Source organism: Citrobacter sp. Cpo091, from assembly GCF_030332645.1.
Taxonomy (GTDB): Bacteria; Pseudomonadota; Gammaproteobacteria; order Enterobacterales; family Enterobacteriaceae; genus Citrobacter; species Citrobacter portucalensis.
On the sequence record NZ_JAOWHL010000041.1, the window covers coordinates 206,108 to 232,008 of the forward strand.

24 protein-coding genes and 1 tRNA gene are annotated in these 25,901 nt (G+C 53.3%); 12 read left to right on the forward strand and 13 right to left on the reverse strand.

Annotated features, from left to right (window positions below):
• Position 1 precedes the first annotated feature (1 nt).
• The 7 genes from dppC to OGY04_RS22860 form a co-directional block, all read right to left on the reverse strand.
• Complete coding sequence (dppC, locus tag OGY04_RS22830) at positions 2-904, reverse strand: dipeptide ABC transporter permease DppC (protein WP_048215338.1); 903 nt, start codon at positions 902-904, stop codon at positions 2-4.
• 9 nt (positions 905-913) lie between these two features.
• Positions 914-1,933, reverse strand: coding sequence for a dipeptide ABC transporter permease DppB (gene dppB / locus OGY04_RS22835; protein ID WP_032945322.1), 1,020 nt, complete (start codon positions 1,931-1,933; stop codon positions 914-916).
• A 166-nt stretch (positions 1,934-2,099) separates the two neighbouring features.
• On the reverse strand, positions 2,100-3,707 hold the full coding sequence (gene dppA, locus OGY04_RS22840) for a dipeptide ABC transporter periplasmic-binding protein DppA (protein WP_003827414.1): 1,608 nt from the start codon (positions 3,705-3,707) through the stop codon (positions 2,100-2,102).
• Positions 3,708-4,446: 739 nt separating this feature from the next.
• Positions 4,447-4,523, reverse strand: a tRNA-Pro gene (locus tag OGY04_RS22845).
• Positions 4,524-4,614: 91 nt separating this feature from the next.
• Positions 4,615-6,309, reverse strand: coding sequence for a kdo(2)-lipid A phosphoethanolamine 7''-transferase (eptB, locus tag OGY04_RS22850; protein ID WP_032945323.1), 1,695 nt, complete (start codon positions 6,307-6,309; stop codon positions 4,615-4,617).
• Between the two features lie 210 nt (positions 6,310-6,519).
• Positions 6,520-7,722, reverse strand: coding sequence for an L-lactate MFS transporter (locus tag OGY04_RS22855; RefSeq protein WP_020996062.1), 1,203 nt, complete (start codon positions 7,720-7,722; stop codon positions 6,520-6,522).
• 251 nt (positions 7,723-7,973) lie between these two features.
• A complete protein-coding gene (locus OGY04_RS22860) occupies positions 7,974-8,675 on the reverse strand; it encodes an autotransporter outer membrane beta-barrel domain-containing protein (RefSeq protein ID WP_020996061.1) in 702 nt (233 codons plus the stop codon).
• Between the two features lie 158 nt (positions 8,676-8,833).
• Here OGY04_RS22860 and tag point away from each other — a divergent pair, with 158 nt between their 5' ends.
• Complete coding sequence (tag, locus tag OGY04_RS22865) at positions 8,834-9,403, forward strand: DNA-3-methyladenine glycosylase I (RefSeq protein ID WP_008786423.1); 570 nt, start codon at positions 8,834-8,836, stop codon at positions 9,401-9,403.
• Complete coding sequence (locus OGY04_RS22870; RefSeq protein ID WP_008786424.1) at positions 9,393-9,833, forward strand: N-acetyltransferase; 441 nt, start codon at positions 9,393-9,395, stop codon at positions 9,831-9,833. Before tag ends, OGY04_RS22870 begins: the two co-directional genes overlap by 11 nt.
• Here the strand turns inward: OGY04_RS22870 and OGY04_RS22875 are convergent.
• Positions 9,802-12,135 carry a molybdopterin guanine dinucleotide-containing S/N-oxide reductase gene (locus OGY04_RS22875; RefSeq protein ID WP_286586057.1) on the reverse strand — a complete coding sequence of 778 codons (2,334 nt, stop codon included), beginning with the start codon at positions 12,133-12,135 and terminating at the stop codon, positions 9,802-9,804. The genes OGY04_RS22870 and OGY04_RS22875 overlap by 32 nt on opposite strands.
• Before the next feature lie 159 nt (positions 12,136-12,294).
• On the opposite strand from OGY04_RS22875, the gene OGY04_RS22880 reads away from it, so the two are divergent.
• The 6 genes from OGY04_RS22880 to ghrB all read left to right on the forward strand — a co-directional run bounded on the left by OGY04_RS22880 (position 12,295) and on the right by ghrB (position 18,211).
• The gene (locus tag OGY04_RS22880; RefSeq protein WP_003827397.1) at positions 12,295-12,957 is read left to right on the forward strand and encodes an OmpA family lipoprotein; all 663 of its coding nucleotides are present in this window, start codon (positions 12,295-12,297) and stop codon (positions 12,955-12,957) included.
• A gap of 104 nt (positions 12,958-13,061) precedes the next feature.
• A complete protein-coding gene (locus OGY04_RS22885) occupies positions 13,062-14,078 on the forward strand; it encodes a LacI family DNA-binding transcriptional regulator (RefSeq protein ID WP_005133828.1) in 1,017 nt (338 codons plus the stop codon).
• A 99-nt stretch (positions 14,079-14,177) separates the two neighbouring features.
• Complete coding sequence (locus OGY04_RS22890) at positions 14,178-14,927, forward strand: sugar phosphate isomerase/epimerase family protein (protein WP_071446718.1); 750 nt, start codon at positions 14,178-14,180, stop codon at positions 14,925-14,927.
• Between the two features lie 3 nt (positions 14,928-14,930).
• Positions 14,931-15,869: a sugar kinase gene (locus tag OGY04_RS22895; protein WP_048236986.1), complete on the forward strand. Its 939-nt coding sequence runs from the start codon at positions 14,931-14,933 to the stop codon at positions 15,867-15,869.
• Between the two features lie 64 nt (positions 15,870-15,933).
• Positions 15,934-17,214, forward strand: coding sequence for an MFS transporter (locus OGY04_RS22900; protein ID WP_048215328.1), 1,281 nt, complete (start codon positions 15,934-15,936; stop codon positions 17,212-17,214).
• Positions 17,215-17,236: 22 nt separating this feature from the next.
• Complete coding sequence (gene ghrB, locus OGY04_RS22905) at positions 17,237-18,211, forward strand: glyoxylate/hydroxypyruvate reductase GhrB (protein WP_286586058.1); 975 nt, start codon at positions 17,237-17,239, stop codon at positions 18,209-18,211.
• A 58-nt stretch (positions 18,212-18,269) separates the two neighbouring features.
• Here ghrB and OGY04_RS22910 read toward each other — a convergent pair whose 3' ends face one another.
• Complete coding sequence (locus tag OGY04_RS22910) at positions 18,270-18,980, reverse strand: DUF3053 domain-containing protein (protein ID WP_003827386.1); 711 nt, start codon at positions 18,978-18,980, stop codon at positions 18,270-18,272.
• Between the two features lie 380 nt (positions 18,981-19,360).
• Here OGY04_RS22910 and OGY04_RS22915 point away from each other — a divergent pair, with 380 nt between their 5' ends.
• The 3 genes from OGY04_RS22915 to cueP all read left to right on the forward strand — a co-directional run bounded on the left by OGY04_RS22915 (position 19,361) and on the right by cueP (position 20,870).
• Positions 19,361-19,651, forward strand: a complete 291-nt coding sequence (locus OGY04_RS22915; protein WP_003827383.1) for an HTH-type transcriptional regulator — start codon at positions 19,361-19,363, stop codon at positions 19,649-19,651.
• 279 nt (positions 19,652-19,930) lie between these two features.
• Complete coding sequence (cspE, locus tag OGY04_RS22920; protein WP_000014594.1) at positions 19,931-20,143, forward strand: transcription antiterminator/RNA stability regulator CspE; 213 nt, start codon at positions 19,931-19,933, stop codon at positions 20,141-20,143.
• A gap of 187 nt (positions 20,144-20,330) precedes the next feature.
• Positions 20,331-20,870 (forward strand): copper-binding periplasmic metallochaperone CueP, encoded by a 540-nt coding sequence (gene cueP / locus OGY04_RS22925; protein WP_048236988.1) that lies wholly within the window; start codon positions 20,331-20,333, stop codon positions 20,868-20,870.
• Positions 20,871-20,936: 66 nt separating this feature from the next.
• Here cueP and glyS read toward each other — a convergent pair whose 3' ends face one another.
• The 3 genes from glyS to OGY04_RS22940 all read right to left on the reverse strand — a co-directional run bounded on the left by glyS (position 20,937) and on the right by OGY04_RS22940 (position 24,331).
• On the reverse strand, positions 20,937-23,006 hold the full coding sequence (gene glyS / locus OGY04_RS22930) for a glycine--tRNA ligase subunit beta (protein WP_286586061.1): 2,070 nt from the start codon (positions 23,004-23,006) through the stop codon (positions 20,937-20,939).
• A 9-nt stretch (positions 23,007-23,015) separates the two neighbouring features.
• On the reverse strand, positions 23,016-23,927 hold the full coding sequence (glyQ, locus tag OGY04_RS22935; protein ID WP_001168551.1) for a glycine--tRNA ligase subunit alpha: 912 nt from the start codon (positions 23,925-23,927) through the stop codon (positions 23,016-23,018).
• Between the two features lie 95 nt (positions 23,928-24,022).
• The gene (locus tag OGY04_RS22940) at positions 24,023-24,331 is read right to left on the reverse strand and encodes a YsaB family lipoprotein (protein ID WP_079939658.1); all 309 of its coding nucleotides are present in this window, start codon (positions 24,329-24,331) and stop codon (positions 24,023-24,025) included.
• Between the two features lie 172 nt (positions 24,332-24,503).
• On the opposite strand from OGY04_RS22940, the gene OGY04_RS22945 reads away from it, so the two are divergent.
• The gene (locus tag OGY04_RS22945; protein WP_071446723.1) at positions 24,504-25,499 is read left to right on the forward strand and encodes an acyltransferase; all 996 of its coding nucleotides are present in this window, start codon (positions 24,504-24,506) and stop codon (positions 25,497-25,499) included.
• On the opposite strand, the gene yiaB is transcribed toward OGY04_RS22945, so the two are convergent.
• Entirely contained in the window at positions 25,496-25,861 is a 366-nt protein-coding gene (yiaB, locus tag OGY04_RS22950) for an inner membrane protein YiaB (protein ID WP_071446720.1), read from the reverse strand. The genes OGY04_RS22945 and yiaB overlap by 4 nt on opposite strands.
• Positions 25,862-25,901 lie beyond the last annotated feature (40 nt).

Here is a 25,901-nt window from a genome sequence, read left to right on the forward strand (position 1 = left end):
CTTACTGCTTCAGTTTGGGATCGAGCGCGTCACGCAGACCGTCACCCATCAGGTTAAATGCCAGCACCGTCAACAGGATCGCCAGCCCCGGGAAGGTCACAACCCACCAGGCGCTTTGGGCAAACTGCAGAACGTCAGAGAGCATGGTGCCCCATTCCGGCGTAGGCGGCTGTGCGCCCATCCCCAGGAAGCCGAGGGCAGCCATATCGAGAATGGCGTTAGAGAAGCCAAGCGACGCCTGAACAATCAGCGGCGCAAGACAGTTAGGAAGAATGTTGACGAACATCTGGCGCATCGCGCCGGCTCCCGCCACGCGAGATGCGGTGACGTAGTCGCGGTTAACCTCCACCAGCACGGCGGCGCGCGTCAAACGGACATAGTGCGGCAATGCCACGAACGTCAGCGCCAGCGCGGCGTTGCCAATCGAGGGGCCAAATACAGCCACCAGCACCAGTGCCAGCAACAGGCTCGGCAATGCCAGCATGATATCGACCACACGCATGATGACGTTATCGACAATCCCGCCAAAGTAACCGGCGATCAGCCCAAGAACCACGCCCATCAGCAGGGAGAGTACTACCACCAGACAGCCGACCAACAGCGACAGACGCGCACCGTACATCAGGCGGGACAGCACGTCGCGGCCTACATCATCAGTACCAAACAGATGCGCCATGGTACCGCCGTCCTGCCACGCGGGAGGAGCCAGCAGCGTATCGCGGAACTGGTCTGCCGGGTTGTAGGGTGCGAGGACGTTGGCAAAGACCGCAATCAGGATCATCACCACAACGTACACCAGCCCAACAACCGCACCTTTGTTGCGTTTAAAATAGTGCCAGAACTCCTGCAGCGGAGTCATCGGCACCGGTGCAGCAATAACTTTATTTTCAGTAACCTGTGACATGATGGCCCCTTACTTCTTATGCCGAATACGCGGGTTCACCACGCCGTACAGCAGGTCTACCAGCAGGTTGACGAGGATAATCATCGTCGCGACCAGCAGTACCCCGCCCTGCACCACCGGATAATCGCGGCGTTGCAGCGCATCGATCAGCCAGCGCCCCAGTCCCGGCCACGAGAAGATGGTCTCGGTCAGGATCGCTCCGGCCAGCAACGTACCAACCTGCAGGCCGATAACGGTCACCACGGGCAGCATCGCGTTACGCAGAGCGTGAATAATGATGACGCGCATACGGGTCAGGCCTTTGGCGCGCGCGGTACGGATGTAATCTTCACCCAGCACTTCCAGCATCGATGAACGGGTCATACGCACAATGACCGCCAGAGGAATGGTACCCAGCACCATCGCAGGCAGGATCATATGCGCCAACGCATCAATAAAGTTGCCCTCTTCACCCCAGATGGCGGTGTCGATCAGCATAAAGCCGGTTAGCGGATTGGAATCATCAAGGAACACCATGTCGCTCACCCGCCCAGAAACTGGCGTCAGGTTCAACTGCACGGAAACCAGCATGATCAGCATCATGCCCCACCAGAAAATCGGCATAGAGTAACCGGTCAGCGCCAGGCCAACTGCCGTGTGATCGAAAATGGAGCCGCGCTTAACGGCAGCAAGTACACCCACTGGGATACCCACTGCGACGGCGAAAATCATCGCGCAGACGCCGAGTTCCAGCGTTGCTTTGAAGCGAGGTACGAACTCTTCCCACACCGGTAAGCGGCTTTTCAGTGAGATACCTAGATCACCATGCATAACCCCCCAGATATAGTGGAGGTACTGCTGCCACATCGGCTTATCCAGACCGAGTTCAGCCAACAGTTGAGCATGACGCTCAGGGGAGATCCCACGTTCACCCGCCATGATCATAACCGGATCGCCGGGGATCATATGGACGAAGGCAAAGGTGAGAAGAGTGATACCGATAAACGTGGGGATGACGAGTCCCAAACGTCGGAGAATGAACTGCAACATAACCCGGATTCTCTCTAATGACGCACGGCCTGGAACCGTGAGTCTGTATTGCTCACAAATCTTATCCCACGCAAACTGCATCGCGGGTAAAGCATTACGCCGGAGGGCGCTGCGCTTATCCGGCCTAAACAACATCGGGGCGCAGCGCTTCCTTAATTGCTTTTAATTATTCGACAGAGACGTTTTCGAAGTGGTGTTTGCCTAATGGATCAACCACATAGCCTTTCACTTCTTTACGCACTGGTTCGTACACGGTGGAGTGAGCAACAATCAGAGCCGGAGCCTGGTCGTGCATAACAACCTGAGCTTGCTTGTACAGTTCAATACGTTTGTTGTGATCGTCGGTCGCACGCGCCGGCTGGATCAGGTCTTCAAACGGCTTGTAGCACCAGCGAGAGTAGTTGGAACCGTCTTTCGCTGCCGCACAGCTGAACAAGGTCGCGAAGAAGTTGTCCGGATCCCCGTTGTCACCGGTCCAGCCCATCATCACCGCCTGATGTTCACCCGCTTTGGCGCGTTTCAGATACTCGCCCCACTCGTAGGTCACAATCTTGGCCTGAACGCCAATTTTCGCCCAGTCAGCCTGAACCATTTCTGCCATACGACGTGCGTTCGGGTTATATGGACGCTGTACCGGCATAGCCCACAGCTCAACGGTAAAGCCTTTGTCCTGACCCGCTTCCTTCAGCAGCGCTTTGGCCTTCTCAGGATCGTAGGTGTAGTCTTTAACGTCGTCGTTATAGCCCCACATGGTCGGCGGGATCAGGTTTTTCGCGGCAACGCCAGCGCCCTGATAAACCGCTTTGATGATCGCTTCTTTGTTTACCGCGTAGGTCAGCGCCTGACGGACTTTCACGTCATCAAACGGTTTCTTCTCGGTGTTGAAAGAGAGGTAGCCAACGTTCAGACCCGCCTGCTCCATCAGGTTGATGTTTTTATCCTGCTTCATGCGCGCGATGTCTGCCGGGTTCGGATACGGCATCACCTGGCACTCGTTCTTCTGCAGTTTGGCGTAACGCACGGAAGCGTCAGGCGTAATGGAGAAGACCAGACGGTCGATCTGCGGCTTGGTGCCCCAGTAACCTTCGAATGCTTTATACAGAATACGGGAGTCTTTCTGGTACTGCTGCAGCTGGAACGGACCGGTACCAATTGGGTTCAGATCCACTTTCTCCGGAGAACCGGCTTTCAGCATGTTGTCAGCATATTCTTTGGAAAGAATAGAAGCGAAGTCCATCGCCAGGTCAGCCAGGAACGGCGCTTCCGGGCGAGTCAGCACGAACTGAACGGTTTTATCGTCTACTTTTTTCACTTCGGAGATCAGATCCGGCAGACCCATCCCTTCGAAGTATTCATAGCTGCCGCCAGAGACTTTATGGTACGGGTTCTGGGCATTTTTCTGACGATCGAAAGAGAACACCACGTCATCGGCGTTAAAATCGCGCGTCGGTTTAAATTCTTTGTTGTCCTGCCACTTCACGCCCTGACGCAGGTGGAAGGTGTAGGTTTTGCCGTCTTCGCTGATTTCCCACTTCTCAGCAAGGCCCGGGATCACTTCAGTCGTACCGGTTTTGAACTCGACCAGGCGGTTATAGATCGGTACGGAGCTGGCATCATAGGTGGTGCCAGAGGTGAAAAGCTGCGGGTTAAAGCCTTCAGGAGATCCTTCTGAACAATAAACCAGAGTTTTAGCCTGTACGCTTGCTGCGACGGTCATAGCCACCAGGCTCAGACCAAGCTTCAGCATCCCTGACTTCTTCAAGGAAATACTCATTCTTCTGCTCCAATGTGATGTTTGTTGTTTTACCCTTTGCAGTGGGTTTGCACCGCCTGGCCTTTTTTGTTTTTTACCCGGCCGGGTCGGCGTTAAGAGGATGGGGATTCCGTTCACATAAGCGACTGAGTTGCAGTGCGGATTCTCCATGAAATGCCCCTCATACCCTACAATCTGTCAACAGAATGTGAAAACGTCAATACAGGTCACCGTGATTTACGCCAACGGTGAGAATTCACAAACAAAGATTAAAAAAAGTGCGGAAGGACATTTTCAGCAGGGAAATTTGTGCTACGCGTACTATGCCAGAATAAACATCTTCATATTTCGCAACATTTGGTGATTAACATTTATGCAATTTATTCAAACTTTCTAAATTAATGCTGCATATCTGAGCGATTAATACCATGAACGTTAAAGCGCACAGCGGAAAATGCCAGCTTCAGCCATAAGTAGCGCAAAAAAAGTTTCAAGCAAATATAAAAAAAGGCAATGGAATATGTCACAGAATCGTTAACAGTCAGTGGGAAGTGGTGCACAATTTTTGCAGATAAAATGAAGGTCAAACGTGGGGTCGGAAAAACACAAAATACGCCCGCCTGTAGGCCGGATAAGGCGCTTGCGCCGCATCCGGCAATATCTGTTATAGCGTGATGTTTTGCCTGATGGCGCTTCGCTTATCAGGCCTACAAAAGCCACAAATGCAAAAAGCCCGCTCAGAGAGCGGGCTTTTCTAATTTGGTCGGTGATAGAGGATTCGAACCTCCGACCCCTTCGTCCCGAACGAAGTGCGCTACCAGGCTGCGCCAATCACCGAATGCGGGGCGCATCTTACTGCTCAGCTGCGCGCCCGTCAATCCCTTAGTATCAAAATGCCATTTGATCGGCGAGAAAGTCAGCAGCTCAGTTACTGGGCTGTAGCCTTATTCGCGTCCGGGATACGACACCAGTTATTATTCTCGTTAATACCACCATTTGGCGAGGTATAGCCGAGGCAACCCAAAATGGTGTCGTACAGTTCCACATGACGACGCGGCACCTTCATATCAGCTTCTTGCTTCAGATGTGCAAACGCCTTCGCATGGTCGGGGTCTTCCAGATATTTGTCAGACATCCACACCATCATAGGAACGCGGAACTGCTCAGGTGGCGCCATTTTACGCGGCGTACCGTGCAGGTGCTCGCGCTCGTTAATCGACTCACCGTGATCGGCGGCGTAAAACACGATCGCTTTCTTATCGCGTAGCTGATCAAACACTTTGGTAATAAAGTGATCAACATAGGTTACCGAGTTATCGAATGAGTTGATCATCTCAGCTTTCGAGCAACCGCTATCAACATTGACACATTCCGGCTTCCACTGCGCATAATCACGGGTATAGCGCTGGGTGTAGTTAAAATGCGAGCCCTTGGTATGCAGAATAATTAGATGCTTGCCACCATCTTCATTATTTTGCAGAGACTGCTGCATCTCGGTAATCAACAGCATATCGTCAACGTTCTTGCCACGGTTGCGCGGCTCTGCGCCAATCTGCTCACGATAGGCGATGTTCTCCGCCATGGTGTTACTGTAGAACCACATCTCGCTTTGCATCGCGTAAAGATCGGTCTTGAACCCTAACTGGCCGAGCACGGAGAAGACGTTTTGTTCTTTCAGAGTACGCTGCGGGTTTTCTTCTGCCCCCCCCTCACGCACAAACATGCAACGCAGCGAAAGTTTGGTTGCCGTATCACAGGAATATCCACGGAAGGCGGCCAGATTTTTCTCCTGGGCGAGCCTTGGCGTGGTATTGCGCTCATAGCCAAAAATTCCCATATGATCCCAGCGGGTCGTTTCGCCGATAATAAAGACCACATAGGTGTCGTCGAGGTTTTTGGGGGCAACATAGGTAAACTTCTTCGCCGGGTTCATCAACGATTTGTTGTCTGAGGATTCATCCACCTGTGCCCAGGCGTACAGACCCAGCGCGGAGAGCCAGTTTGACGGCAGATAGGAATTCGCCACTACCCCGCCATAGCTGGGTAAATCGATTCCCGTTGCTCGCTCAACGCTTCTCTGTTGCATGCTCAGCAGGCGAATCGGGACCCATACCATCAGACCAGCCAGTAAAACTACCGCCACGCTGCGCCATCTCATACCAGGCGTACGGATCTGTTTCATCAGGGTATAGCGGCAGCGATTACTCCAAATCAGAACCAACGGTAAAATGCTGACCGAAACCAGCCACACTACAAAATGCCAGCCAACCACTTCTTTCGATAAATCAATATCCGTGGTCATTACGGAGGCAATAATACCGTAACCAATTACCACGTTCAGGAAGGTCATGTAATAGCTGGCACCGGCAGAACACAGCACCACTAACGTTGTCAGGACACGCCAGGCGCGCCGACCAAATAAAGAGAGAAGTCGTAGTAAAAAGAAGGTCACCAGCACAGTGCCGGCTAATTCAACAACCGCAGAGAGTCCTTTCCAGACGGTAAACTCGTGTGCATATCCGCTAAAGCGCCGGAAAAATACAGCACAGTTCATAAACAAACCGATATAGATTGCCAGCAGGAAACTGAGTTTCTGCTGCGTCATCGACTTAATATATCTCATGCAAACAAACCCTGGGAATCGGGATTAAAACACCCTGAGCAGTAGTCAAACAGACCAGGCAGGGGAAAATGCGACAACAGCAGAAGTGAAATGTCTACGGGCGCGGGTAAGTAGACCACAGGAGGGGGAAAAAGTGCTTATGGAGAATGCAAATGACGCATATATTTTTGTAAATATATGCGCCAGGTATTAATCAGACTACTAATAGGTTTAGGCGTGCGCCTCGGTATATACGCTACGCTGTGGCTGGCGGATGGTGGTGGAGAGTGCCAGCGAGATAATTAACAGCGCAAAGATAACGCAGAAGGTCACATAGAAACCGCCGAACAGCGAGGCGATAATGGAACCACAAATGCTGCCGATACCGAAACCTAAGTAAATGACGCCGTAGTTTTTAGCCAGGTTATTCAAACCGAAGAACTCGCTCACCAGTGACGGGAACACGGTGATGGTACCGCCAAAGTTAAATGCTACGCAGGCAATCGCCGCGAAGAAGGTCGCATCATTCAGCGGGGCGAACAGCAGTGCCGCCATACCGACCAGCGAAACGACCTGCCCAATGGTGATAACGCGAATACGAGAGATTTTGTCGGACAGAATCCCCAGAACCAGACGACCTGACAGGTTAGCGATAGAAATGACGGTAACCGCATTTGCCGCCGTTGCCACATCCATATGCGCCAGGCTTTGTGCAATATCTTTCGCCACGCCAATCACATACAGCCCACTCATACACGCCGTCAGGAACATCACTGCCAGCATCCAGTACTGCGGTTTACGCATGGACTGCGCCAGGGTGTAGTCATTCTCAACCACGCCATTTTTCGTTTTCACTTCCTGATTCGGCGCGTCTTTCATCAGCGTGGAGCCAAAGACGATCATCACCAGCACAATCGCGCCCCAAATCATGAAGGTTTTTTCCAGACCCACAGTGCTCAACAGTTGGCTGTCGATGAATTTAAAACCGAGGCTGCCAAGACCGTAAGAACCGATGGCAAAGGCGGAAATCAGCCCTTTACGCTCAGGGAACCATTTTACACAGTTGGAAAGTGTTAACAGGTAGCCTGCGCCATCCGCCAGACCGACCAATACACCGGCGCTCAGCCACAGCATAATCAGGCTGTCAGAGTGGGCGGTTAAGAAGAAGCCGACACCCAGTAAAATACCGGAGGCCATGGTGACGCGTTTCACGCCAAAACGTTCCTGCAGTTTCCCGGCGACGGAAGAAGAAATTGCCAGCCCGAGGCTCAGCAGGCCAAAGGAAAAGGCAACCTGACTCACCGGCGCATCAAGCTTAGAAGAGAGCGCACCGTTAAACAGGCTCCAGGTATAAACAGAACCTAAAGCAAATTGGGTAATGATGGTGCCGATCAGTGTCAGCCAGCGGGTACGCTGATAATCAGAAGTTTTCATGGCAGTCTTCCTGCATAAACAAAATGGGAAATTCTCTGCCAACAACCATACCGAAGCGCTTTTATGAGCAGGAGAAAACGGCATGAAATGCCGCCAGGACGGAATGAAATGCCTGGAATGCGGAATGAATGACGAGACAAAAAGTCGGGTTACTGAATTTTATCGCATGAGTTAGTACACGCTATCGCTGGAGTGCGTGTGATTGTTGATCTCAACATGTAATCAAGATGTTTATATGCTGATTACTTACGTTAAAATTTGGCGCTCACTCCCATGGTGTACATATAGTCGCTGTTGTTGGTACTGTTTTCCGCCTGCGAAAGCGCTGCGTAAGCCGCCATGTGCGGGTTCAACAGCATATCCGCACCGACGGTGACATCCACCCAGTTACCATCCTGACCCGCTGCTGACATGCGGCTGAGACCCGACTGCGCCTTCCAGATATTCTCGCCAAACTGCTGGTTATAGCTGATTTGCGCCCACGGTCGCACATCACCGAACTGCGAATTGACTCGCCAGCCCAACGAGCTCACGCTGGCATGCCACAGCGGATCGTTCTGCGTTACCGACGTCGCGCTATCGCCAAATTCGTTGTAAGTAGATGTGGTTGAACCATCATAATGCAGCGCGGCAACCGGACCAGTTGTCACCTGCCTTGAAAGCGGGAAGTTCCAGCCCATACTCATGCCGCTGGTCGCATCCATAGGCGTCTCATCCGCCAGATTCACCACGGGACCCGCCACGTTCTGAGTGGAACGAATACGTTCTTCCAGAATGTCGTTATAACGTGGTTGGTGATCGCTGTCCCATGTATAACGTTCAGCCGTATGCCCTGACATCGCATCAACGATATATTCTTGTTGCCAGCCATATGCTGTATTGATGGACAGCGCACAAACTACAACGCTCACCAGAGTTAACCTCTGATGACCACTACTGTTTCTTATAATCATCAACGCGACTCCAGAAAAGAGCCGAATTCGGCAATATTATTGTCATTGTATGAAGGATATGGGCCCATCTGGCCCTGTATTAAATATTGTCTTTTTAGCTGGCGCGTCAAGGCGGGCCGAATGAAATTTTTACGCCAGTAAAAACAGCGAGGAAGAATATGCAGCGTTGCGGATGGGTCAGTCAGGATCCACTTTACATTGCCTACCACGACAAGGAATGGGGCGTCCCCGAAACCGATAGTAATAAACTGTTCGAAATGATCTGCCTGGAAGGTCAGCAGGCCGGGTTATCGTGGATTACCGTGCTAAAGAAACGGGAAAATTATCGCCACGCTTTCCACCATTTTGACCCGGAAAAAGTGGCGGCCATGACCGAAGAGGATGTGGAAAGGCTGGTACTGGATGCCGGCATTATTCGCCATCGCGGAAAAATTCAGGCCATTATCGGCAACGCTCGTGCTTTTCTGACGATGGCGCAAAACGGAGAGTCGTTTAGCGAATTCGTCTGGTCATTTGTTGATAACCAACCGCAAGTGACTCGCGCCGCCAACCTGAGCGATATTCCCACCTCCACGCCTGCGTCAGACGCGCTGTCTAAAGCGTTAAAAAAACGCGGATTTAAGTTTGTCGGCACCACCATTTGTTACTCCTTTATGCAGGCGTGCGGCCTGGTCAACGACCATGTCACCAGCTGCATCTGTTATCCGGGAGAACAACATGATTCGTGAATCCAAGGCTGACGATCTGCCGTCAATTTTGGCGCTGTGGATGGAAAGCACAATCCATGCCCATCCATTTATCGAAGAGCGCTACTGGCGCGAAAGTGAATCCGTGGTGCGGGATGTTTATCTGCCAGCCGCGCAAACCTGGGTTTGGGAAGAAGAAGGCGAGCTCAAAGGCTTTGCCAGCGTGATTGACGACCGCTTTCTCGGCGCGCTGTTTGTCGCACCTGCCGCCATCAGAAGCGGGATCGGCAAAGCGCTGGTGCAGCATGTCCAGCAGCGCTTTTCGATACTCAGCCTTGAGGTCTACCAGAAGAATCAATCAGCGGTGAACTTCTACCATGCGCTGGGTTTTCGCATTGAAGACGGCGCATGGCAGGAAGAGACTCACCACCCCACGTGGATTATGGGCTGGCAGGCGGATCAAACGCCGTAAGCGCCAACGTTGGTCCGCTATATTTTTCAAGCCACGCCAACGCAGTATTGCCCGCGCAGCCATTCCCCAGCTTCGAGCTGGGGAGATCTTTGGTCAGCACGTTGACGGCACCATTTTTACAAATACCGTTCGCTGCGAGATCCAAATCAGGCCAGGCACCTTCATGAATACAGATGACGCCGGGTTTAATACCCGCCGTCACCACCGCGCCCGCCAGAACTTGCCCGCGCAGGTTCCACACCCTGACCGTATCGCCATCCGCAATGCCGCGCGCGTGGGCGTCCTGCGGATGAATCGTTATCGGCTCACGATCCGCTACCGCGTACTGCTCACGTAGCGCACTGTAGTTAAGCTGACTATGCAAACGGTGCGCCGGATGGGCGGAAAGCAGCTGTAGCTGGTCCGGTTCGGCGTTACCGAACCACTCATCCGGCTCCAGCCACATCGGGTGCCCCCCGCAGTCCGCGTAGCCGTAACCTGCAATCCTCGCGGAGTAGATTTCAATTTTGCCGCTGTCCGTTTTCAGCGGATGCGCCTGCGGGTCGCGGCGAAAATCCGCAAAACGGATAAACTGCGCGCTGGCGGCGTTTTCCGGCATTTCGATCAGGGCGTTGCGCTGCCAAAACTCGGCGAAAGGCGGCAATGTCACCTGCTGACTGGCCCCACGTTGCCCGGCAATATTGTAAAAAGTCTCCAACCACGCCAGTTCGCTTTTACCTTCGGTGAACCGTTCATATCCGCCCTTTTCCCAGCGCTCACTCAGCTCGGCAAAGACATCAAAATCATTTCGCGCTTCGTCCTGCGGCGGTACGACCTGCTTCATCGGCACCAGGTGCTGGTTGCTGTAATCGCCAGTCATGGTCAAATCATTACGCTCAAAGGAGGTGGTTGCTGGCAGCACGATATCGGCATGCTTTGCTGCGGCGGTCCAGAAACACTCCGAGATGACCACCAGCTCCGGTTTTTGCCAGGCGCGAATTAAACGGTTAGTGTCCTGATGATGGGTGAAGTTAGCCCCGCCCGCCCACCACAGCATACGGATGTCCGGGAAATGGCGGTCCATGCCGTTGTGCTGATAAAAACCGCCGGGATTTTCCAGCGCTTCGACAATTCGCGCCACCGGGATTTTATCTACCGCGTCGGTGCCGCCTTTAACGCTGCCCTGCATTGAAGCCAGCACCGCAGCCCGGCGCGTTGGGTTGCCGCCATTGGCAAAATGGTACGACAGCCCAAAACCGCCGCCTGGCGTCCCGATTTGTCCGAGCATGGCGGCCAGGGTGACAATCATCCAGTGTTTCTGCTCGCCATACTGTTGGCGCTGCATGCCCCATCCGGCCATCAGCATGGTGGTATTTTGGTGAAATATCGCCGCAAGTTCGCGTATCTTCGCCGCCGGAATGCCACAAATCTCTGCCGCCCATTCTGCCGTTTTTGCAACATCATCAGATTTACCCAGCAGATAGTCGGCAAAACGGTCATATCCAGTGGTACACCGGGCGAGAAAGTCCTCGTCATGCCAGCCGTTTTCCACCAGCGTATGCGCGATGCCCAGCATCAGCGCTACGTCGGTCCCCATATGCGGGGCAATCCATTCCATCTTATCGCCAAAGAAATCGACGCTTTCCGATCGCATCGGATCGATACAGATCAACCGTTTACCGCTGTCGCGCAATGCCTCAAAGTACGCGAGGCCCTGCTCATCGGACGCGTTCCAGGCAATCTTCAGGGTATTCAGCGGATTGGCGCTCCACAACACCACCACCTCGCTGTTCTCCAGCACCACCGGCCAGCTGGTTTGCTGCTGGTAAACTTCGTTCCCGCCCACCACGTACGGCATGATCGCCTGCGCAGCCCCCGTCGAGTAATCCCCCAGATGCCCGGTATAACCGCCCGCCAACGCCATATAACGCTGTAACAGGGTCGCCGCTTTGTGTAACACGCCGTTGGAACGCCAGCCGTACGAACCGGCAAAAATTGAGGCCGGGCCGTAGCTGTCACGGATGCGTTTATGCTGCGTATGGATAAGATTCAGCGCGTCGTCCCAACTGACGCGAACAAACTCATCCTGCCCACGTACGCCCTGTGGGTTCTCCGGCGAGGCGAGAAACCCTTTACGCACCATCGGAAAACGTACCCGCGTTTTACTGTGAACCTGGTCGCGCACCACGGTTTGCAAAGAGTTGGGATGAGCGGTGGGCAGCGCGCCACGCGAGGAGAAAACCGTCTCACCATCAGTGTCGACGAGGATTGGTCCCCAGTGGGCGGCGGTTAACACCGAGTAATGTGCGGGTGAATTAGCCAAGATGGCGCTCCTGAATGCGATGTGACGGCTTATTTATTATGCCGTTCAATGTTACTTACAAATTTCAGAGTCTTCCCTGGAATTTTCTTCATGTTCACACGTCATAATCAACCGCCACGATCGCTGTGGCAAAGAAGAAAAAGTCATTAAGGAATTAAGATGAAGAAACGTGTATTTGTTATTGCTGCCATCGTGAGCGGCGCCCTAGCGGTTTCTGGCTGCACAACAAACCCTTACACCGGCGAACGCGAAGCGGGTAAATCCGGCATTGGCGCAGGTATTGGCTCTCTGGTCGGCGCGGGCATTGGCGCACTCTCTTCTTCGAAGAAAGATCGCGGCAAAGGCGCACTGATTGGCGCAGCGGCTGGCGCGGCCGTTGGCGGTGGTATCGGCTATTACATGGATGTACAGGAAGCAAAACTGCGCGAAAAAATGCAGGGAACGGGCGTCAGCGTGACACGCAGTGGCGATAACATCATTCTGAACATGCCAAACAACGTCACCTTCGACAGCAGCAGCGCCAACCTGAAGCCTGCGGGTGCTAACACCCTGACCGGCGTGGCGATGGTACTGAAAGAGTACAATAAAACCGCCGTCAATGTGCTGGGCTTCACCGACAGCACCGGCAGCCAGGATCTGAATATGCGTCTGTCACAGCAGCGCGCAGACTCCGTAGCCAGCGCCTTGATCACTCAAGGGGTCGCAGCTAACCGCATCCGCACTCAGGGTATGGGCCCGGCAAATCCGATCGCCAGCAACAGCACAGCGGAAGGTAAAGCGCAAAACCGCCGCGTAGAAATTACCTTAAGCCCGATCCAGTAACGTTTTGTGCCGGATGGAAGCAGACCGCGTCCATCCGGCATGAAGCACTTGCCATCGTTGATTTTCGCGTTAAGGTGTTGTCACCAAATTCAGGGAAATCAGCGATGAGCAAATCAACACGGGCAACCATCAGCGATGTGGCGAAAGCTGCAAAAACCGGCAAGACCAGCATTTCACGTTATCTCAACGGTGAAAAGCACCTGCTTTCCGACGCGCTGCTGGCCCGCATTGAACAAGCCATTGCCGATCTCGACTATCGTCCCAGCCTGATGGCAAGAGGCCTGAAACATGGTCGTACCCGCCTGATTGGCCTGATCATCGCCGATATTACTAATCCCTACTCCGTCAACGTGTTAAGTGGTATTGAAGCCGCCTGTCGCGATAAAGGCTTTACCCCGCTGGTGTGTAACACCAACAACGAAGTGGATCAGGAGCTGCATTATCTCGACCTGCTGCGCAGCTACCAGGTCGAAGGGATAGTGGTCAACGCCGTCGGGATGCGCGAAGAGGGGCTGAACCGCCTGCAACAGTCTGCGCTGCCGATGGTGCTGATTGACCGTAAAATTCCCGATTTCGCCTGTGATATGGTCGGGCTGGATAACACCCAGGCGGCAACGGTTGCCACCGAGCATCTGGTCGAACAAGGTTTTGAAGCCATCCTGTTCCTCAGCGAACCACTCGGCATGGTGAATACCCGCCGCGAACGCCTGAGCGCTTTTCGCGCCACGCTCGCGCAATACCCCGGCGTTATCGCGCAAAATGCCGAAGTCCCGCTCACGGACAATACGCAACTGGACGACACCCTGCGCCAGTTTCACCAGCAGCATCGTGGAATGCGCAAAGCCGTTATCTCTGCCAACGGTGCCCTCACGCTACAAGTAGCCCGCGCCCTGAAACGCATTGGCCTCAACTGGGGGAGCGACATTGGCTTACTCGGCTTTGACGAACTGGAATGGGCTGAGCTGGCGGGCGTTGGTATTACCACGTTGAAACAACCCACCTGGCAGATTGGTTACACCGCCGTTGAGCAGGTTGTGCGCCGGATTGATGGCGGCTCGGCTGCCATTCAGGAACAGGTCTTCTCCGGCGAGCTGATCGTGCGCGGCTCTACCGCCCGTTAAATTACCTTCGTGATGGTGATCATAAATTCGACATCATAGGCTTTTCTTTGGAACCGGTTCCATCTAGCGTTATAACAAGAACGCTAGTCTGGAGTTTCCATGAAAAGAAAAATTATGGTGGTCACCGCCGCTTACGGCCACGACCAGGTACGGGCCGCAGGCGGGCAAACGGCAATGCTGCCCATCATCGCTGAAGCCGGTGCTGACGGCGTCGAAATCCGCCGCGAGCTATTAACCGACGCCGAGCTGAAGACGCTGTCAACGATGGCTTCTGCGATCGAAATCTTCGGCCTGCTGGCCTGTTACTCAGCGCCTGAACCGTTGTTCCTTGAGGACGGTAACCTCAACCCCCGTCTTCCAGAACTACTTGAGGAAGCGCAGGCCTTGCAGGCGCTGTGGTTAAAAGTCTCCCTCGGCCATTTTTCCCATACAAAACAGTTCGACGTTCTACGCCAATGGCTGGACAACAGCGGAATGGAGCTGGTTGTCGAGAACGATCAGACCGACTGCGGACGCCTGCAGCCAATGCAGCGCTTTAACGAAGCCTGTCAGGCGCAAAACCTGCCGATATCTCTGACCTTCGATATGGGCAACTGGCTGTGGGTGGGCGACTCCCCGGAAGAAGCAGCACAAAACCTGGCGTCAACCGTTGGCTATATCCATGTCAAAGCCGCAGTTGCATATCACGACAGCTACCGCGCCGTACCGCCTGATGAAGCCGATCCGCGCTGGCTGGCGCTGCTAAAAACGCTGCCCAACGATGTCCCACGCGGCATTGAGTTCCCCCTGGAAGGGCAGGATTTGGTGGCGGTTACCCGCCGCTACGTTGAGCTGTTACGCGAGGAGTAACGCATGAAAAATTCACTGGATGTGGTCACTATTGGTGAAGCGATGGCGATGTTTGTCGCCACGCAAACCGGCGAACTGGCGGATGTGGAGCAGTTTATCAAGCGCGTTGCAGGCGCGGAGCTTAACGTAGCGACCGGTCTTGCCCGTCTGGGCCTGAAGGTCGGTTGGGTGAGCCGCGTTGGCAACGACAGCTTTGGCCGTTTTATCGTTAAGTCGCTGGAAAAAGAAGGGATTGATGCGCAGGGAGTCACCCAGGACGGGCGTTACGCTACTGGCTTTCAGCTTAAATCTAAAGTCGAAAATGGAACCGATCCCATTGTGGAATATTTCCGTAAAGGTTCCGCTGCCAGCCACCTCAGCATTGAAGATTATCACGAGGCCTATTTCGCCAGCGCGCGCCACCTGCACCTGAGCGGCGTAGCAGCAGCACTTTCTGCCAGCTCTTATGAACTACTGGCGCATACCGCCCGCACCATGAAGGCCCAGGGGAAGACCATCTCGTTCGACCCGAATTTGCGCCCGGTATTGTGGAAAAGCGAAGCCGAAATGGTGGAAAAACTGAACCGGCTGGCATTTCAGGCTGACTGGGTTTTACCTGGGTTAAAAGAGGGCATGATTTTAACCGGCCAGCAGACGCCTGAAGCCATCGCCGACTTTTATCTGCGCCATGGCGTGAAGGCTGTGATCGTCAAAACCGGGGCTGATGGCGCCTGGTACAAAACCGCCAGCGGCGAACAAGGCTGCGTGGCACCGGTAAAAGTCGACAACGTGGTCGATACGGTCGGCGCAGGCGATGGCTTTGCCGTGGGCGTTATTAGCGCCCTGCTGGAAGGCCACTCGTTGCATCAGGCGGTGACACGCGGCAATAAAATTGGCGCACTGGCCATTCAGGTTCAGGGCGACAGCGAAGGATTACCCACACGTGAACAATTAGGGGAATAAACTCCCGGCCAACTCTGTACCCTACATACAGAGGCGGCGTATCAGCATAACCAGAGGGCAGTCTATGAATAGCTCAACTAATGCAGCAAAACGCTGGTGGTACATCATGCCAATCGTGTTTATCACGTATAGCCTGGCGTACCTTGACCGCGCGAACTTCAGCTTCGCCTCCGCCGCCGGTATCAACGAGGACCTCGGCATTACCAAGGGGATCTCTTCCCTGCTGGGCGCGCTGTTTTTCCTCGGCTATTTCTTCTTTCAGATCCCGGGCGCAATTTACGCTGAACGCCGCAGCGTACGAAAACTGATTTTTGTCTGTCTGATCCTCTGGGGCGCATGCGCGTCGTTAACCGGCATGGTCAGCAATATTCCAATGCTTGCCGCCATCCGCTTTATTCTTGGCGTCGTTGAAGCCGCCGTGATGCCGGCAATGCTGATTTATATCAGCAACTGGTTTACGAAATCTGAACGCTCGCGCGCAAACACTTTCCTGATCCTCGGTAATCCGGTCACCGTCCTGTGGATGTCCGTGGTTTCCGGTTACCTGATTCAGGCGCTGGGCTGGCGGGAAATGTTCATCATTGAGGGCTTCCCGGCCATCATCTGGGCGTTCTGCTGGTGGGTGCTGGTAAAAGACAAACCGTCTCAGGTCGGTTGGCTGTCAGAATCTGAAAAAGCCGCTCTTCAGGCACAACTGGAAAAAGAGCAGCAAGGCATCAAAGCCGTACGTAACTATAGCGAGGCTTTCCGCTCACGTAACGTCATCCTGCTGTGTATGCAGTATTTCGCCTGGAGTATTGGCGTCTATGGTTTTGTCCTGTGGCTGCCGTCGATTATCCGCAACGGCGGCGCAAACCTGGGGATGGTGGAAGTTGGTTGGCTGTCATCCGTACCGTATCTGGCGGCAACGGCGGCGATGATCCTCGTCTCCTGGGCGTCCGATAAGCTACAAAACCGTAAGCTGTTTGTCTGGCCACTGTTACTGATCGCGGCGTTCGCGTTTATCGGCTCCTGGGCCGTAGGCGCAGACCACTTCTGGATTTCTTACACGCTGTTGGTTATTGCAGGCGCGGCAATGTATGCCCCCTATGGTCCCTTCTTCGCCATCATCCCGGAAATGCTGCCGCGCAACGTCGCCGGTGGAGCAATGGCGCTGATCAACAGCATGGGCGCGCTAGGTTCATTCTTTGGTTCATGGTTTGTCGGCTACCTCAATGGCGCTACCGGCAGCCCGTCCGCCTCGTACATTTTTATGGGGGTAGCGCTTTTTGTCTCAGTGTGGCTAACTTTAATTGTTAAGCCTGCTAATAATTCCCAAATTCCGGTTGGCGCACGCCACGCTTAAATTTTAACTTACGGAGATTCGCATGAAGCCGTCCATTATTCTCTATAAAGCGTTACCTGACGATTTACTGCATCGCCTGGAAGAACATTTTACTGTGACTCAGGTGCCTAACCTGCGCCCGGAAACGGTCGCACTGCACGCCGACGCTTTTGCCAATGCAGAAGGTCTGCTGGGCTCCAGTGAAGCCGTCAATACCGCTCTGCTGGAGAAAATACCCAGGCTGCGTGCGACATCTACGATTTCCGTAGGCTATGACAACTTCGACGTCGATGCCCTCAACGCGCGTAAGGTGCTGTTGATGCACACGCCAACCGTGCTGACGGAAACCGTCGCCGATACGGTAATGGCGCTGGTGTTAAGCACCGCTCGCCGCGTAGTGGAAGTTGCCGAACGGGTAAAGGTCGGCGAATGGACCAAAAGTATCGGACCGGACTGGTTTGGTACCGATGTACACCACAAAACGCTGGGGATTGTCGGTATGGGCCGCATTGGGCTGGCGCTGGCACAACGTGCGCATTTCGGCTTTAGCATGCCGATTCTCTATAATGCGCGCCGTCATCATCAGGAAGCAGAAGAGCGCTTCAATGCACGTTACTGCGACCTCGATACGCTGTTGCAGGAGTCTGATTTTGTCTGCCTGATCCTGCCGTTAACCGACGAAACGCATCATCTGTTCAGCACCAAGCAGTTTGCCAAAATGAAATCTTCCGCCATTTTCATTAACGCCGGACGTGGCCCGGTGGTCGATGAAAAAGCGTTGATTGCTGCCCTGCAAAAAGGCGAAATTCATGCCGCTGGCCTGGATGTATTTGAGCAAGAGCCATTATCGGTAGACTCACCGCTGCTGTCACTGCCCAACGTGGTGGCCGTACCGCACATTGGTTCAGCCACGCACGAAACGCGCTACAACATGGCGGCCTGTGCGGTGGATAACTTAATCGATGCGCTGCAAGGACACGTTGAGAAGAACTGCGTAAACCCGCAAGTCGCATCATAAACAAAAGGCCGGGTAGCGCTTACGCTCACCCGGCCTTTCATGTATTACCGTATCTTAATTACTGAGCGGCATTCACCGCAGCAGTCCAGGCCTGATTAAATGCCTGATGCTGAGCAGCCAACGGGCCAATCAGCGTATTGTACTGACTTGCCTGCTGTGACGTTGGGAACTGGATACCGTTGGCGACAAAGCTCACCTGCGTATCCTGCTGCGCCACAAAATCACCAACCTGCACCAGCTGCTGCGTGAAAATTTGCGCGGCAGGGATCAGCGGCTGTAAGGCCTCTGCTGGTGCAGTAACAACTTTGTTGTACACCTGATCAAAGACCGGTTTCAGATCTTCGCCCTGCTTCAGCGCGCCATGCGCAGCATCTGCCTGTAGTTTCGCATTCTGCAACTGTTGCCCTAATACACCTAGCGCACCATTTGCCTGACGCAGCGGTTCACGCTGAGTCACATAATCCTGAGGAACACGAATCGCATTTACGCTATCAACCACCGGACGCAGACCGGAGTCCATCGCCTGATTAACCTGTTGCGAATAGCCATACAGAATCGCGTAATCGGACACAAACGGGCCAAACTGTTTTTTCTGATCGGCGGTCAGCGTTGGTAAACGCTCTCCGCTACGCATTGCAGTATTCTGCAGAAAATCGATAAACGCTTTGCGTTGATCGCCTTCTTTATCAAAACACCCACTCAGGCCAACTACCATTAAGAGCGCCAAAACAGGCGCAAACCAGCGAGAGCAGGACTTACCTGTCGCCATTTTAATACTCCTTTCACCCAAAAATGCGCACAACGACACCCGCGTGCCTGACGTTGACAAGGATAGTCCAGGTCAGCCCCGCAAGATACCCTTTCCGCGTAATCTTGTGGGGGAAAATAACCGTTCCCGCCACCGTTCGTTTTGCTAAACAATGCTGCATTCACCACTCGGCGTCATATTTTAGTCATCTTTACAATCGGAATCGATCGTTCGGAGATCCCGACCTTTATCAGTTCGTTAGCCAGCAAAAGATTGTCACCTGCGATCCGCTGAAACGAATCCATCACACAACCCTTAAATCCGGCTTCATTTTTTCCGACTACTCTTAATGAGCTTCGAAGAAATTCACGATCCCGCTGTGTGATTTGTAGGAGTTCTCAATGGAATACAAAGATCCTATGTTTGAACTGCTAAGCAGTCTGGAGCAGATTGTTTTTAAAGATGTATCGCAGACGGTCACTCTGCCGCAAAAAACCAACCCTTTCACCGAATTTGAACAGCTACGAAGAGGGACAGGTTTAAAAACAGATGATTTTGCCCGAGTGATGGGCGTGACGGTCGCGATGGTTCATGAATGGGAGTCTAAACGCGTAAAGCCTTCCACTACCGAATTGAAGTTAATGCGCCTGATTCAGGCAGACCCTAGGTTAAGTAAGCAACTGATGGATTGAACTATTTTTCAATTTTGCTTAAGAACGGTCCTGTTTCAGGGCCGTTCTCTTAGGAAGGTTATCCACAAAAAAGAAAATAGTAGTTGCATCCACATGCGTAAAATGAGTTAATGCCCTCAACGGTTTGACGTACAGACCATTACAGCAGTTAGTAAGGCAAGTCCCTTCAAGAGTTATCGTTGATACCCTTCGTAGTGAGCATTTCCTTTACTGTTAAAAAATCTGTAAAGCACGCCATATCGCCGAAAGGCACACTTATTTTTTAAAAGGTAATACACTATGTCCGGTAAAATGACTGGTATCGTAAAATGGTTCAACGCTGACAAAGGTTTCGGCTTCATCACTCCTGACGATGGCTCTAAAGACGTGTTCGTACACTTCTCTGCTATCCAGAACGATGGCTACAAATCTCTGGACGAAGGTCAGAAAGTTTCCTTCACCATCGAAAGCGGCGCTAAAGGCCCGGCAGCTGGCAACGTAACCAGCCTGTAAGCTTAAAAAGCTCAAAATTCTGAATCCCTGCCAAACGGCGGGGATTTTTTTTATCTGTACTTCGCAGTACATCCCACCTAAACGCTTCTTTGCATTACTTTACCCGTCGCCCCTTTGACCTTTCCCTAAGGGCAAGCTTTATAGTGAGCCAGTCTATATTCCACAATTTTCACAAGGAATTGAAGCTATGTCGAAATCCTCACTGCTGCTGATTTTAGGTTTGCTCACCACTGGTACTGCGTTCGCGGCAACGCCGGAAGCTACTTTTCTGGCCGAACACGGGCTTAGCGGGAAATCCGTCGAACAAATCGTAGAGACGATTGATCAGTCACCGCAGAGTCGCCCGCTGCCGTACTCTGCATCCATCACCAGCACCGCGTTGAAGCTCTCTTCGGGCGATCAGGTTTATACCCTGCCGCTCGGTGAAAAATTCTATCTGTCATTTGCCCCGTATGAATGGCAAACACATCCTTGCTTCAACCACAGTCTTTCTGGCTGCCAGGGCGAAATGCCGGAGAAGACATTCAATGTCAAAGTGACGGATAACAAGGGTGATGTGGTGGTACAAAAAGCGATGAAGAGCGGCCGTAATGGCTTTGTCGGGGTATGGCTACCGCGCAATATGGAAGGCACCATCGCAGTGAGCTACAACGGTAAAACGGCGGAGTATCCTATTAAGACGATGGAAGACAGCCAGACCTGTCTGACAAAATTGCAGTTGCGCTAACAACATAAAAAAATGCCGGATAAGGCGAAGCCACCATCCGGCATTTTCTAAGTCAGCGCAGGGCCGTTACTGCAGCAGAGAAATATCAGCCACGCGCAGGAACAGCTCGCGCAGTTTTTCGAGCATAGACAGACGGTTAATACGCAGATCTTTATCTTCTACGTTGACCATCACTTTCTCGAAGAACGCATCAACCGGTTCACGCAGTTCCGCCAACTCAACCAGCGCTTCCTGGTAACGACCGGCAGCGAAGACAGGCTCCAGCTTATCGCGCAGCACAACCACCTGCATCGCCAGCGCAATTTCTTCCGGCTCTTTCAGCGTTGCCGCATTCACGCGGTCATTCAGCGTCTCTTCAGACTTCGCCAGGATGTTCGATACACGCTTGTTCGCGGCAGCCAGCGCGGACGCGGCTTCCAGCGTACGGAAGTGCGAAACCGCCTTCATACGTGCGTCAAAATCAGCCGGACGAGTCGGACGACGTGCCAGTACGGCCTGAATGGTGTCGACGGTGTAACCTTCGTCCTGATACCAGGCGCGGAAGCGACCGAGCATAAAGTCGATAACGTCATCCACCACGTTGGCGTTGGTCAGCTTGTCACCATACAGACGAACCGCTTCTTCGGTCAGCGTTTGCAGATCCAGATTCAGGTTCTTCTCAACGATAATACGCAGCACACCCAGCGCAGCACGACGCAGCGCAAACGGGTCTTTGTCGCCTTTCGGATGCTGACCGATACCGAAGATACCCGCCAGGGTGTCCATCTTGTCAGCAATCGCCACGGCACAAGCTACCGGGTTCGACGGCAGATCATCACCGGCAAAACGCGGCTGATACTGCTCGTTCAGCGCCACAGCTACATCTTCCGCTTCGCCATCGTGACGCGCGTAGTGCATGCCCATCACACCCTGGGTGTCGGTGAACTCGAAGACCATGTTGGTCATCAGGTCACACTTGGACAGCAGGCCAGCACGCGTTGCGTGGTTAACATCAGTGCCAATCTGACCAGCAATCCAGCCCGCCAGCGCCTGGATACGGTCAGTCTTGTCGCGCAGCGTACCCAGTTGCTGTTGGAACAGCACGGTTTGCAGACGCGGCAGATGGTCTTCCAGACGTTTTTTACGGTCGGTATTGAAGAAGAACTCGGCATCCGCCAGGCGCGGACGAACGACTTTCTCGTTACCGGAGATAATCTGGATCGGATCTTTCGATTCGATGTTGGCAACGAAGATAAAGTTCGGCAGCAGTTTGCCGTCGTTCGCGTAAACCGGGAAGTACTTCTGGTCACCTTTCATGGTGTGAACCAGCGCTTCAGACGGAACTGCGAGGAATTTCTCTTCGAATTTCGCGGTCAGCACTACCGGCCATTCCACCAGCGAGGTGACTTCTTCCAGCAGGCTTTCGCTCAGGTCAGCGTTACCGCCAATCTTACGCGCCGCTTCTTCAGCATCGGCTTTGATTTTCGCTTTACGCTCAGCGTAATCCGCAATTACTTTGCCGCGCTCACGCAGGATTTCCGGGTACTGATCGGCAGAATCGATGGTGAATTCCGGCTCGCCCATAAAGCGGTGTCCACGGATCACGCGATCGGACTGAATGCCCAGAATCGTTGCCGGAATCACTTTGTCGCCCAACAGCAGGGTCACGGTGTGAACCGGACGCACGAAGTGGACATCAGACGCGCCCCAGCGCATCAGTTTCGGGATAGGCAGCTTCGCCAGTGACGTGGCGATCATGTTTGGCAGCAGCGTTTCTGCGCTTTCGCCTTTTACATGCGCACGGTACAGCAGCCATTCGCCTTTGTCGGTAGTCAGACGCTCAGCCTGATCAACCGTGATACCGCAGCCACGTGCCCAACCTTCTGCCGCTTTGCTCGGTTTGCCTTCAGCGTCAAACGCCTGAGCAATGGCCGGACCGCGTTTTTCAACTTCGCGATCGGGTTGAGATTCCGCCAGATTCGCGACTTTCAGCGCCAGACGACGCGGCGCGGCGAACCACTCAACGTTGCCGTGCGCGATGCCAGCGTTATCCAGCTCCGCGGTAAAGTTTGCAGCAAAGGACTCAGCCAGGCTGCGCAGTGCTTTTGGTGGCAGCTCTTCAGTGCCGATTTCCACCAGAAAAGTTTTCTCAGACATGGCCGCCTCTTATTTGTCTTTGTTGCACATCGGGAAGCCAAGGGCTTCACGGGAAGCGTAATAAGCTTCTGCCACTGCTTTGGTCAGGGTGCGAATGCGCAGGATATAGCGCTGACGCTCGGTGACGGAGATGGCTTTACGCGCATCCAGCAGGTTGAAGCTATGGGCGGCTTTCAGAATACGTTCATACGCAGGCAGCGGCAGCGGATTTTCCAGCGCCAGCAGCTGCTGCGCTTCTTTCTCGTACTGCTCGAAGCAGGTGAACAGGAAGTCCACGTCGGCGTATTCGAAGTTGTAGGTGGATTGCTCCACTTCGTTCTGATGGAACACGTCGCCGTAAGTGGTTTTACCCAGCGGGCCGTCGCTCCAGACCAGGTCGTAAACGCTGTCTACGCCCTGAATGTACATGGCCAGACGTTCCAGACCGTAAGTAATTTCCCCGGTTACTGGTTTACATTCCAGGCCACCAACCTGCTGGAAGTAGGTGAACTGCGTCACTTCCATGCCGTTCAGCCACACTTCCCAACCCAGACCCCAGGCACCCAGCGTCGGGTTTTCCCAGTTATCTTCCACGAAACGGATATCGTGAATGGTCGGGTCCATACCCAGCTCTTTCAGAGAACCCAGGTACAGCTCCTGAATGTTGTCCGGAGACGGCTTAATCACTACCTGGAACTGATAGTAGTGCTGTAAGCGGTTTGGGTTTTCGCCATAGCGGCCATCGGTCGGACGACGAGAAGGCTGCACATACGCAGTCGCCATCGGTTCCGGCCCCAGCGCACGCAGGCAGGTCATTGGGTGAGATGTTCCCGCGCCGACTTCCATGTCCAATGGTTGAACGATGGTGCAGCCCTGGCGAGCCCAGTAATCCTGTAAGGTCAGGATCAAGCCCTGGAAGGTCCTGGTATCAAACTTTTGCATATTATTTCGTGCTGGATACGTGTGGATTTAAAGGAAGCGATCAGTATACCCGCTGGCTGCAAGATATACAGTACGAAACGGGAAAAAGGGGGAACTTAGCGCATGGAAAGGTGCAAAAACTGCCCGTCTGCATCAAAAGAACAGACAAAACTCTCTTTACGGAAGGTAGAACCACGCATCTCATAGCTGCCCTGGAATTGCTCCAGGCCGGAGATATCAATTTTCTGCGCGCCAGTGTTGTAGCGTTGCGCCGCCTCATTTTTGCACAATGACTCCATATCCAGCGAACGTGTGGCACTGACCTTAACCTTTTGCGCTTTCTGCGCAGGTGCAGACGGTTGTGTGTCAGCGCACGCTACCAGCAAAAGGGCAGCGATCGCGGGAAAGAAATACTTCATCATCATTTTATTACCGCCTGGTTTGCTGGTCAGTCTTATTATTAGTGTCTGGAAACAGATCCTATTTTGAGAATCTCATCAGACCATCTCAAGCTTTAGCGTAAGAACTCGGATTATTCCAGTGAGCTACGTTCGCAAAATATCGGTCAGACTTTTTTTAATGGACACAGAGGAACTGATGCAGCCCAAAATTTTCTGGATTGATAACCTGCGCGGGATAGCCTGTTTAATGGTCGTGATGATCCACACCACAACCTGGTACATCACCAATGCGCAAAGCGTCAGCCCGTTGAATTGGGATCTGGCTAACGTGCTCAATTCAGCCTCTCGCGTCAGCGTTCCGCTGTTCTTTATGATTTCGGGCTATCTGTTCTTTGGTGAGCGTAGCGCCAAACCGCGCCATTTCCTGCGCATCGCACTTTGCATTCTGTTCTACAGCAGCGTGGCGCTGGCCTATATCCTGCTGTTTACCTCGATCAACGCGGAGCTGTCGCTGAAGAACCTACTGCAAAAGCCGGTGTTCTATCACCTGTGGTTTTTCTTCGCGATCGCCGTCATCTACCTGGTTTCTCCGCTGATACAGGTGAAAAATATCAGCGGTAAGATGCTACTGGCGCTCATGGTTGTGATTGGGGTGATTGCCAATCCCAACACCGTCTCGCAAAAAATCGGCGGCTTTGAGTGGCTCCCAGTCAACCTGTACATCAGTGGCGATACTTTCTATTACATCCTGTACGGCATGCTGGGCCGGGCGATTGGCATGATGGATACGCAAAAGCGTGCGCTCAGCTGGCTCTGTGCGGCGGTATTTATTACCGCAGTATTTATTATTTCTCGCGGCACATTGCATGAACTGCGCTGGCGAGGCAATTTTGCCGACACCTGGTACCTCTACTGCGGCCCAGCGGTATTTATTTGCGCCGCCTCGCTCCTGACGCTGGTCAAAAATACGCTCAGCACACGTACCCTGCCGCTACTGGGCCTTATTTCTCGCCATTCATTGGGCATATATGGTTTTCATGCGCTGATCATTCACGCACTACGTACCAACGGAATTGAACTCAAAAACTGGCCGCCGCTGGATATGCTGTGGATTTTCAGCGCCACGCTGGCAGGAAGTTTACTGTTGTCTATTCTGTTGCAGCGTATTGATACGCGCAGGCTGGTGAGTTAGGTGTCTCCAGGCAGCGCCCGATTACACGAACGCTGCAGTAAAAATTGCCCCATTAAACAGACGAAGAATGCTGCCGGGTATAACCCTATTTCGAAGGGCGCCAACGGGGCATTCCACACCCCCACCAGCAACAACCCTGCCGTGATGAGCACCACCATCTGACATACGGAAGCGAAGCGTTCATCGTTTTGATTGAGATTTACTGCGCGCTGATAGGCATACGTTACGAACATCCCCGTCATCAGCGCCCCCAAAAAATACCCCTTGCCGCTCAATAACGGGCATGCGCGCCATAAACCGATACTGTAAGTCAGTATGCCTGAGAGAAATAATATCCATGGCAACAGCCTGGTTGTCTTCATTGGGATCTCCTTATCCATCATGGATACAATATGAATAACC

Excerpts from the sequence above, each read along its gene's own strand:
- glyS (WP_286586061.1), bottom strand. The coding sequence starts at position 23,006 with ATGTCTGAGAAAACTTTTCTGGTGGAAATCGGCACTGAAGAGCTGCCA.
- OGY04_RS22940 (WP_079939658.1), bottom strand. The coding sequence starts at position 24,331 with ATGATGATGAAGTATTTCTTTCCCGCGATCGCTGCCCTTTTGCTGGTA.
- OGY04_RS22855 (WP_020996062.1), bottom strand. The coding sequence starts at position 7,722 with ATGAAAACTTCTGATTATCAGCGTACCCGCTGGCTGACACTGATCGGC.
- OGY04_RS22910 (WP_003827386.1), bottom strand. The coding sequence starts at position 18,980 with ATGGCGACAGGTAAGTCCTGCTCTCGCTGGTTTGCGCCTGTTTTGGCG.
- eptB (WP_032945323.1), bottom strand. The coding sequence starts at position 6,309 with ATGAGATATATTAAGTCGATGACGCAGCAGAAACTCAGTTTCCTGCTG.
- OGY04_RS22945 (WP_071446723.1), top strand. The coding sequence starts at position 24,504 with ATGCAGCCCAAAATTTTCTGGATTGATAACCTGCGCGGGATAGCCTGT.
- ghrB (WP_286586058.1), top strand. The coding sequence starts at position 17,237 with ATGAAGCCGTCCATTATTCTCTATAAAGCGTTACCTGACGATTTACTG.
- OGY04_RS22860 (WP_020996061.1), bottom strand. The coding sequence starts at position 8,675 with ATGATTATAAGAAACAGTAGTGGTCATCAGAGGTTAACTCTGGTGAGC.
- OGY04_RS22900 (WP_048215328.1), top strand. The coding sequence starts at position 15,934 with ATGAATAGCTCAACTAATGCAGCAAAACGCTGGTGGTACATCATGCCA.
- OGY04_RS22915 (WP_003827383.1), top strand. The coding sequence starts at position 19,361 with ATGGAATACAAAGATCCTATGTTTGAACTGCTAAGCAGTCTGGAGCAG.
- yiaB (WP_071446720.1), bottom strand. The coding sequence starts at position 25,861 with ATGAAGACAACCAGGCTGTTGCCATGGATATTATTTCTCTCAGGCATA.
- dppC (WP_048215338.1), bottom strand. The coding sequence starts at position 904 with ATGTCACAGGTTACTGAAAATAAAGTTATTGCTGCACCGGTGCCGATG.
- OGY04_RS22870 (WP_008786424.1), top strand. The coding sequence starts at position 9,393 with ATGATTCGTGAATCCAAGGCTGACGATCTGCCGTCAATTTTGGCGCTG.
- dppA (WP_003827414.1), bottom strand. The coding sequence starts at position 3,707 with ATGAGTATTTCCTTGAAGAAGTCAGGGATGCTGAAGCTTGGTCTGAGC.
- OGY04_RS22880 (WP_003827397.1), top strand. The coding sequence starts at position 12,295 with ATGAAGAAACGTGTATTTGTTATTGCTGCCATCGTGAGCGGCGCCCTA.
- tag (WP_008786423.1), top strand. The coding sequence starts at position 8,834 with ATGCAGCGTTGCGGATGGGTCAGTCAGGATCCACTTTACATTGCCTAC.
- dppB (WP_032945322.1), bottom strand. The coding sequence starts at position 1,933 with ATGTTGCAGTTCATTCTCCGACGTTTGGGACTCGTCATCCCCACGTTT.
- glyQ (WP_001168551.1), bottom strand. The coding sequence starts at position 23,927 with ATGCAAAAGTTTGATACCAGGACCTTCCAGGGCTTGATCCTGACCTTA.
- OGY04_RS22885 (WP_005133828.1), top strand. The coding sequence starts at position 13,062 with ATGAGCAAATCAACACGGGCAACCATCAGCGATGTGGCGAAAGCTGCA.
- OGY04_RS22890 (WP_071446718.1), top strand. The coding sequence starts at position 14,178 with ATGAAAAGAAAAATTATGGTGGTCACCGCCGCTTACGGCCACGACCAG.
- cueP (WP_048236988.1), top strand. The coding sequence starts at position 20,331 with ATGTCGAAATCCTCACTGCTGCTGATTTTAGGTTTGCTCACCACTGGT.
- cspE (WP_000014594.1), top strand. The coding sequence starts at position 19,931 with ATGTCCGGTAAAATGACTGGTATCGTAAAATGGTTCAACGCTGACAAA.
- OGY04_RS22895 (WP_048236986.1), top strand. The coding sequence starts at position 14,931 with ATGAAAAATTCACTGGATGTGGTCACTATTGGTGAAGCGATGGCGATG.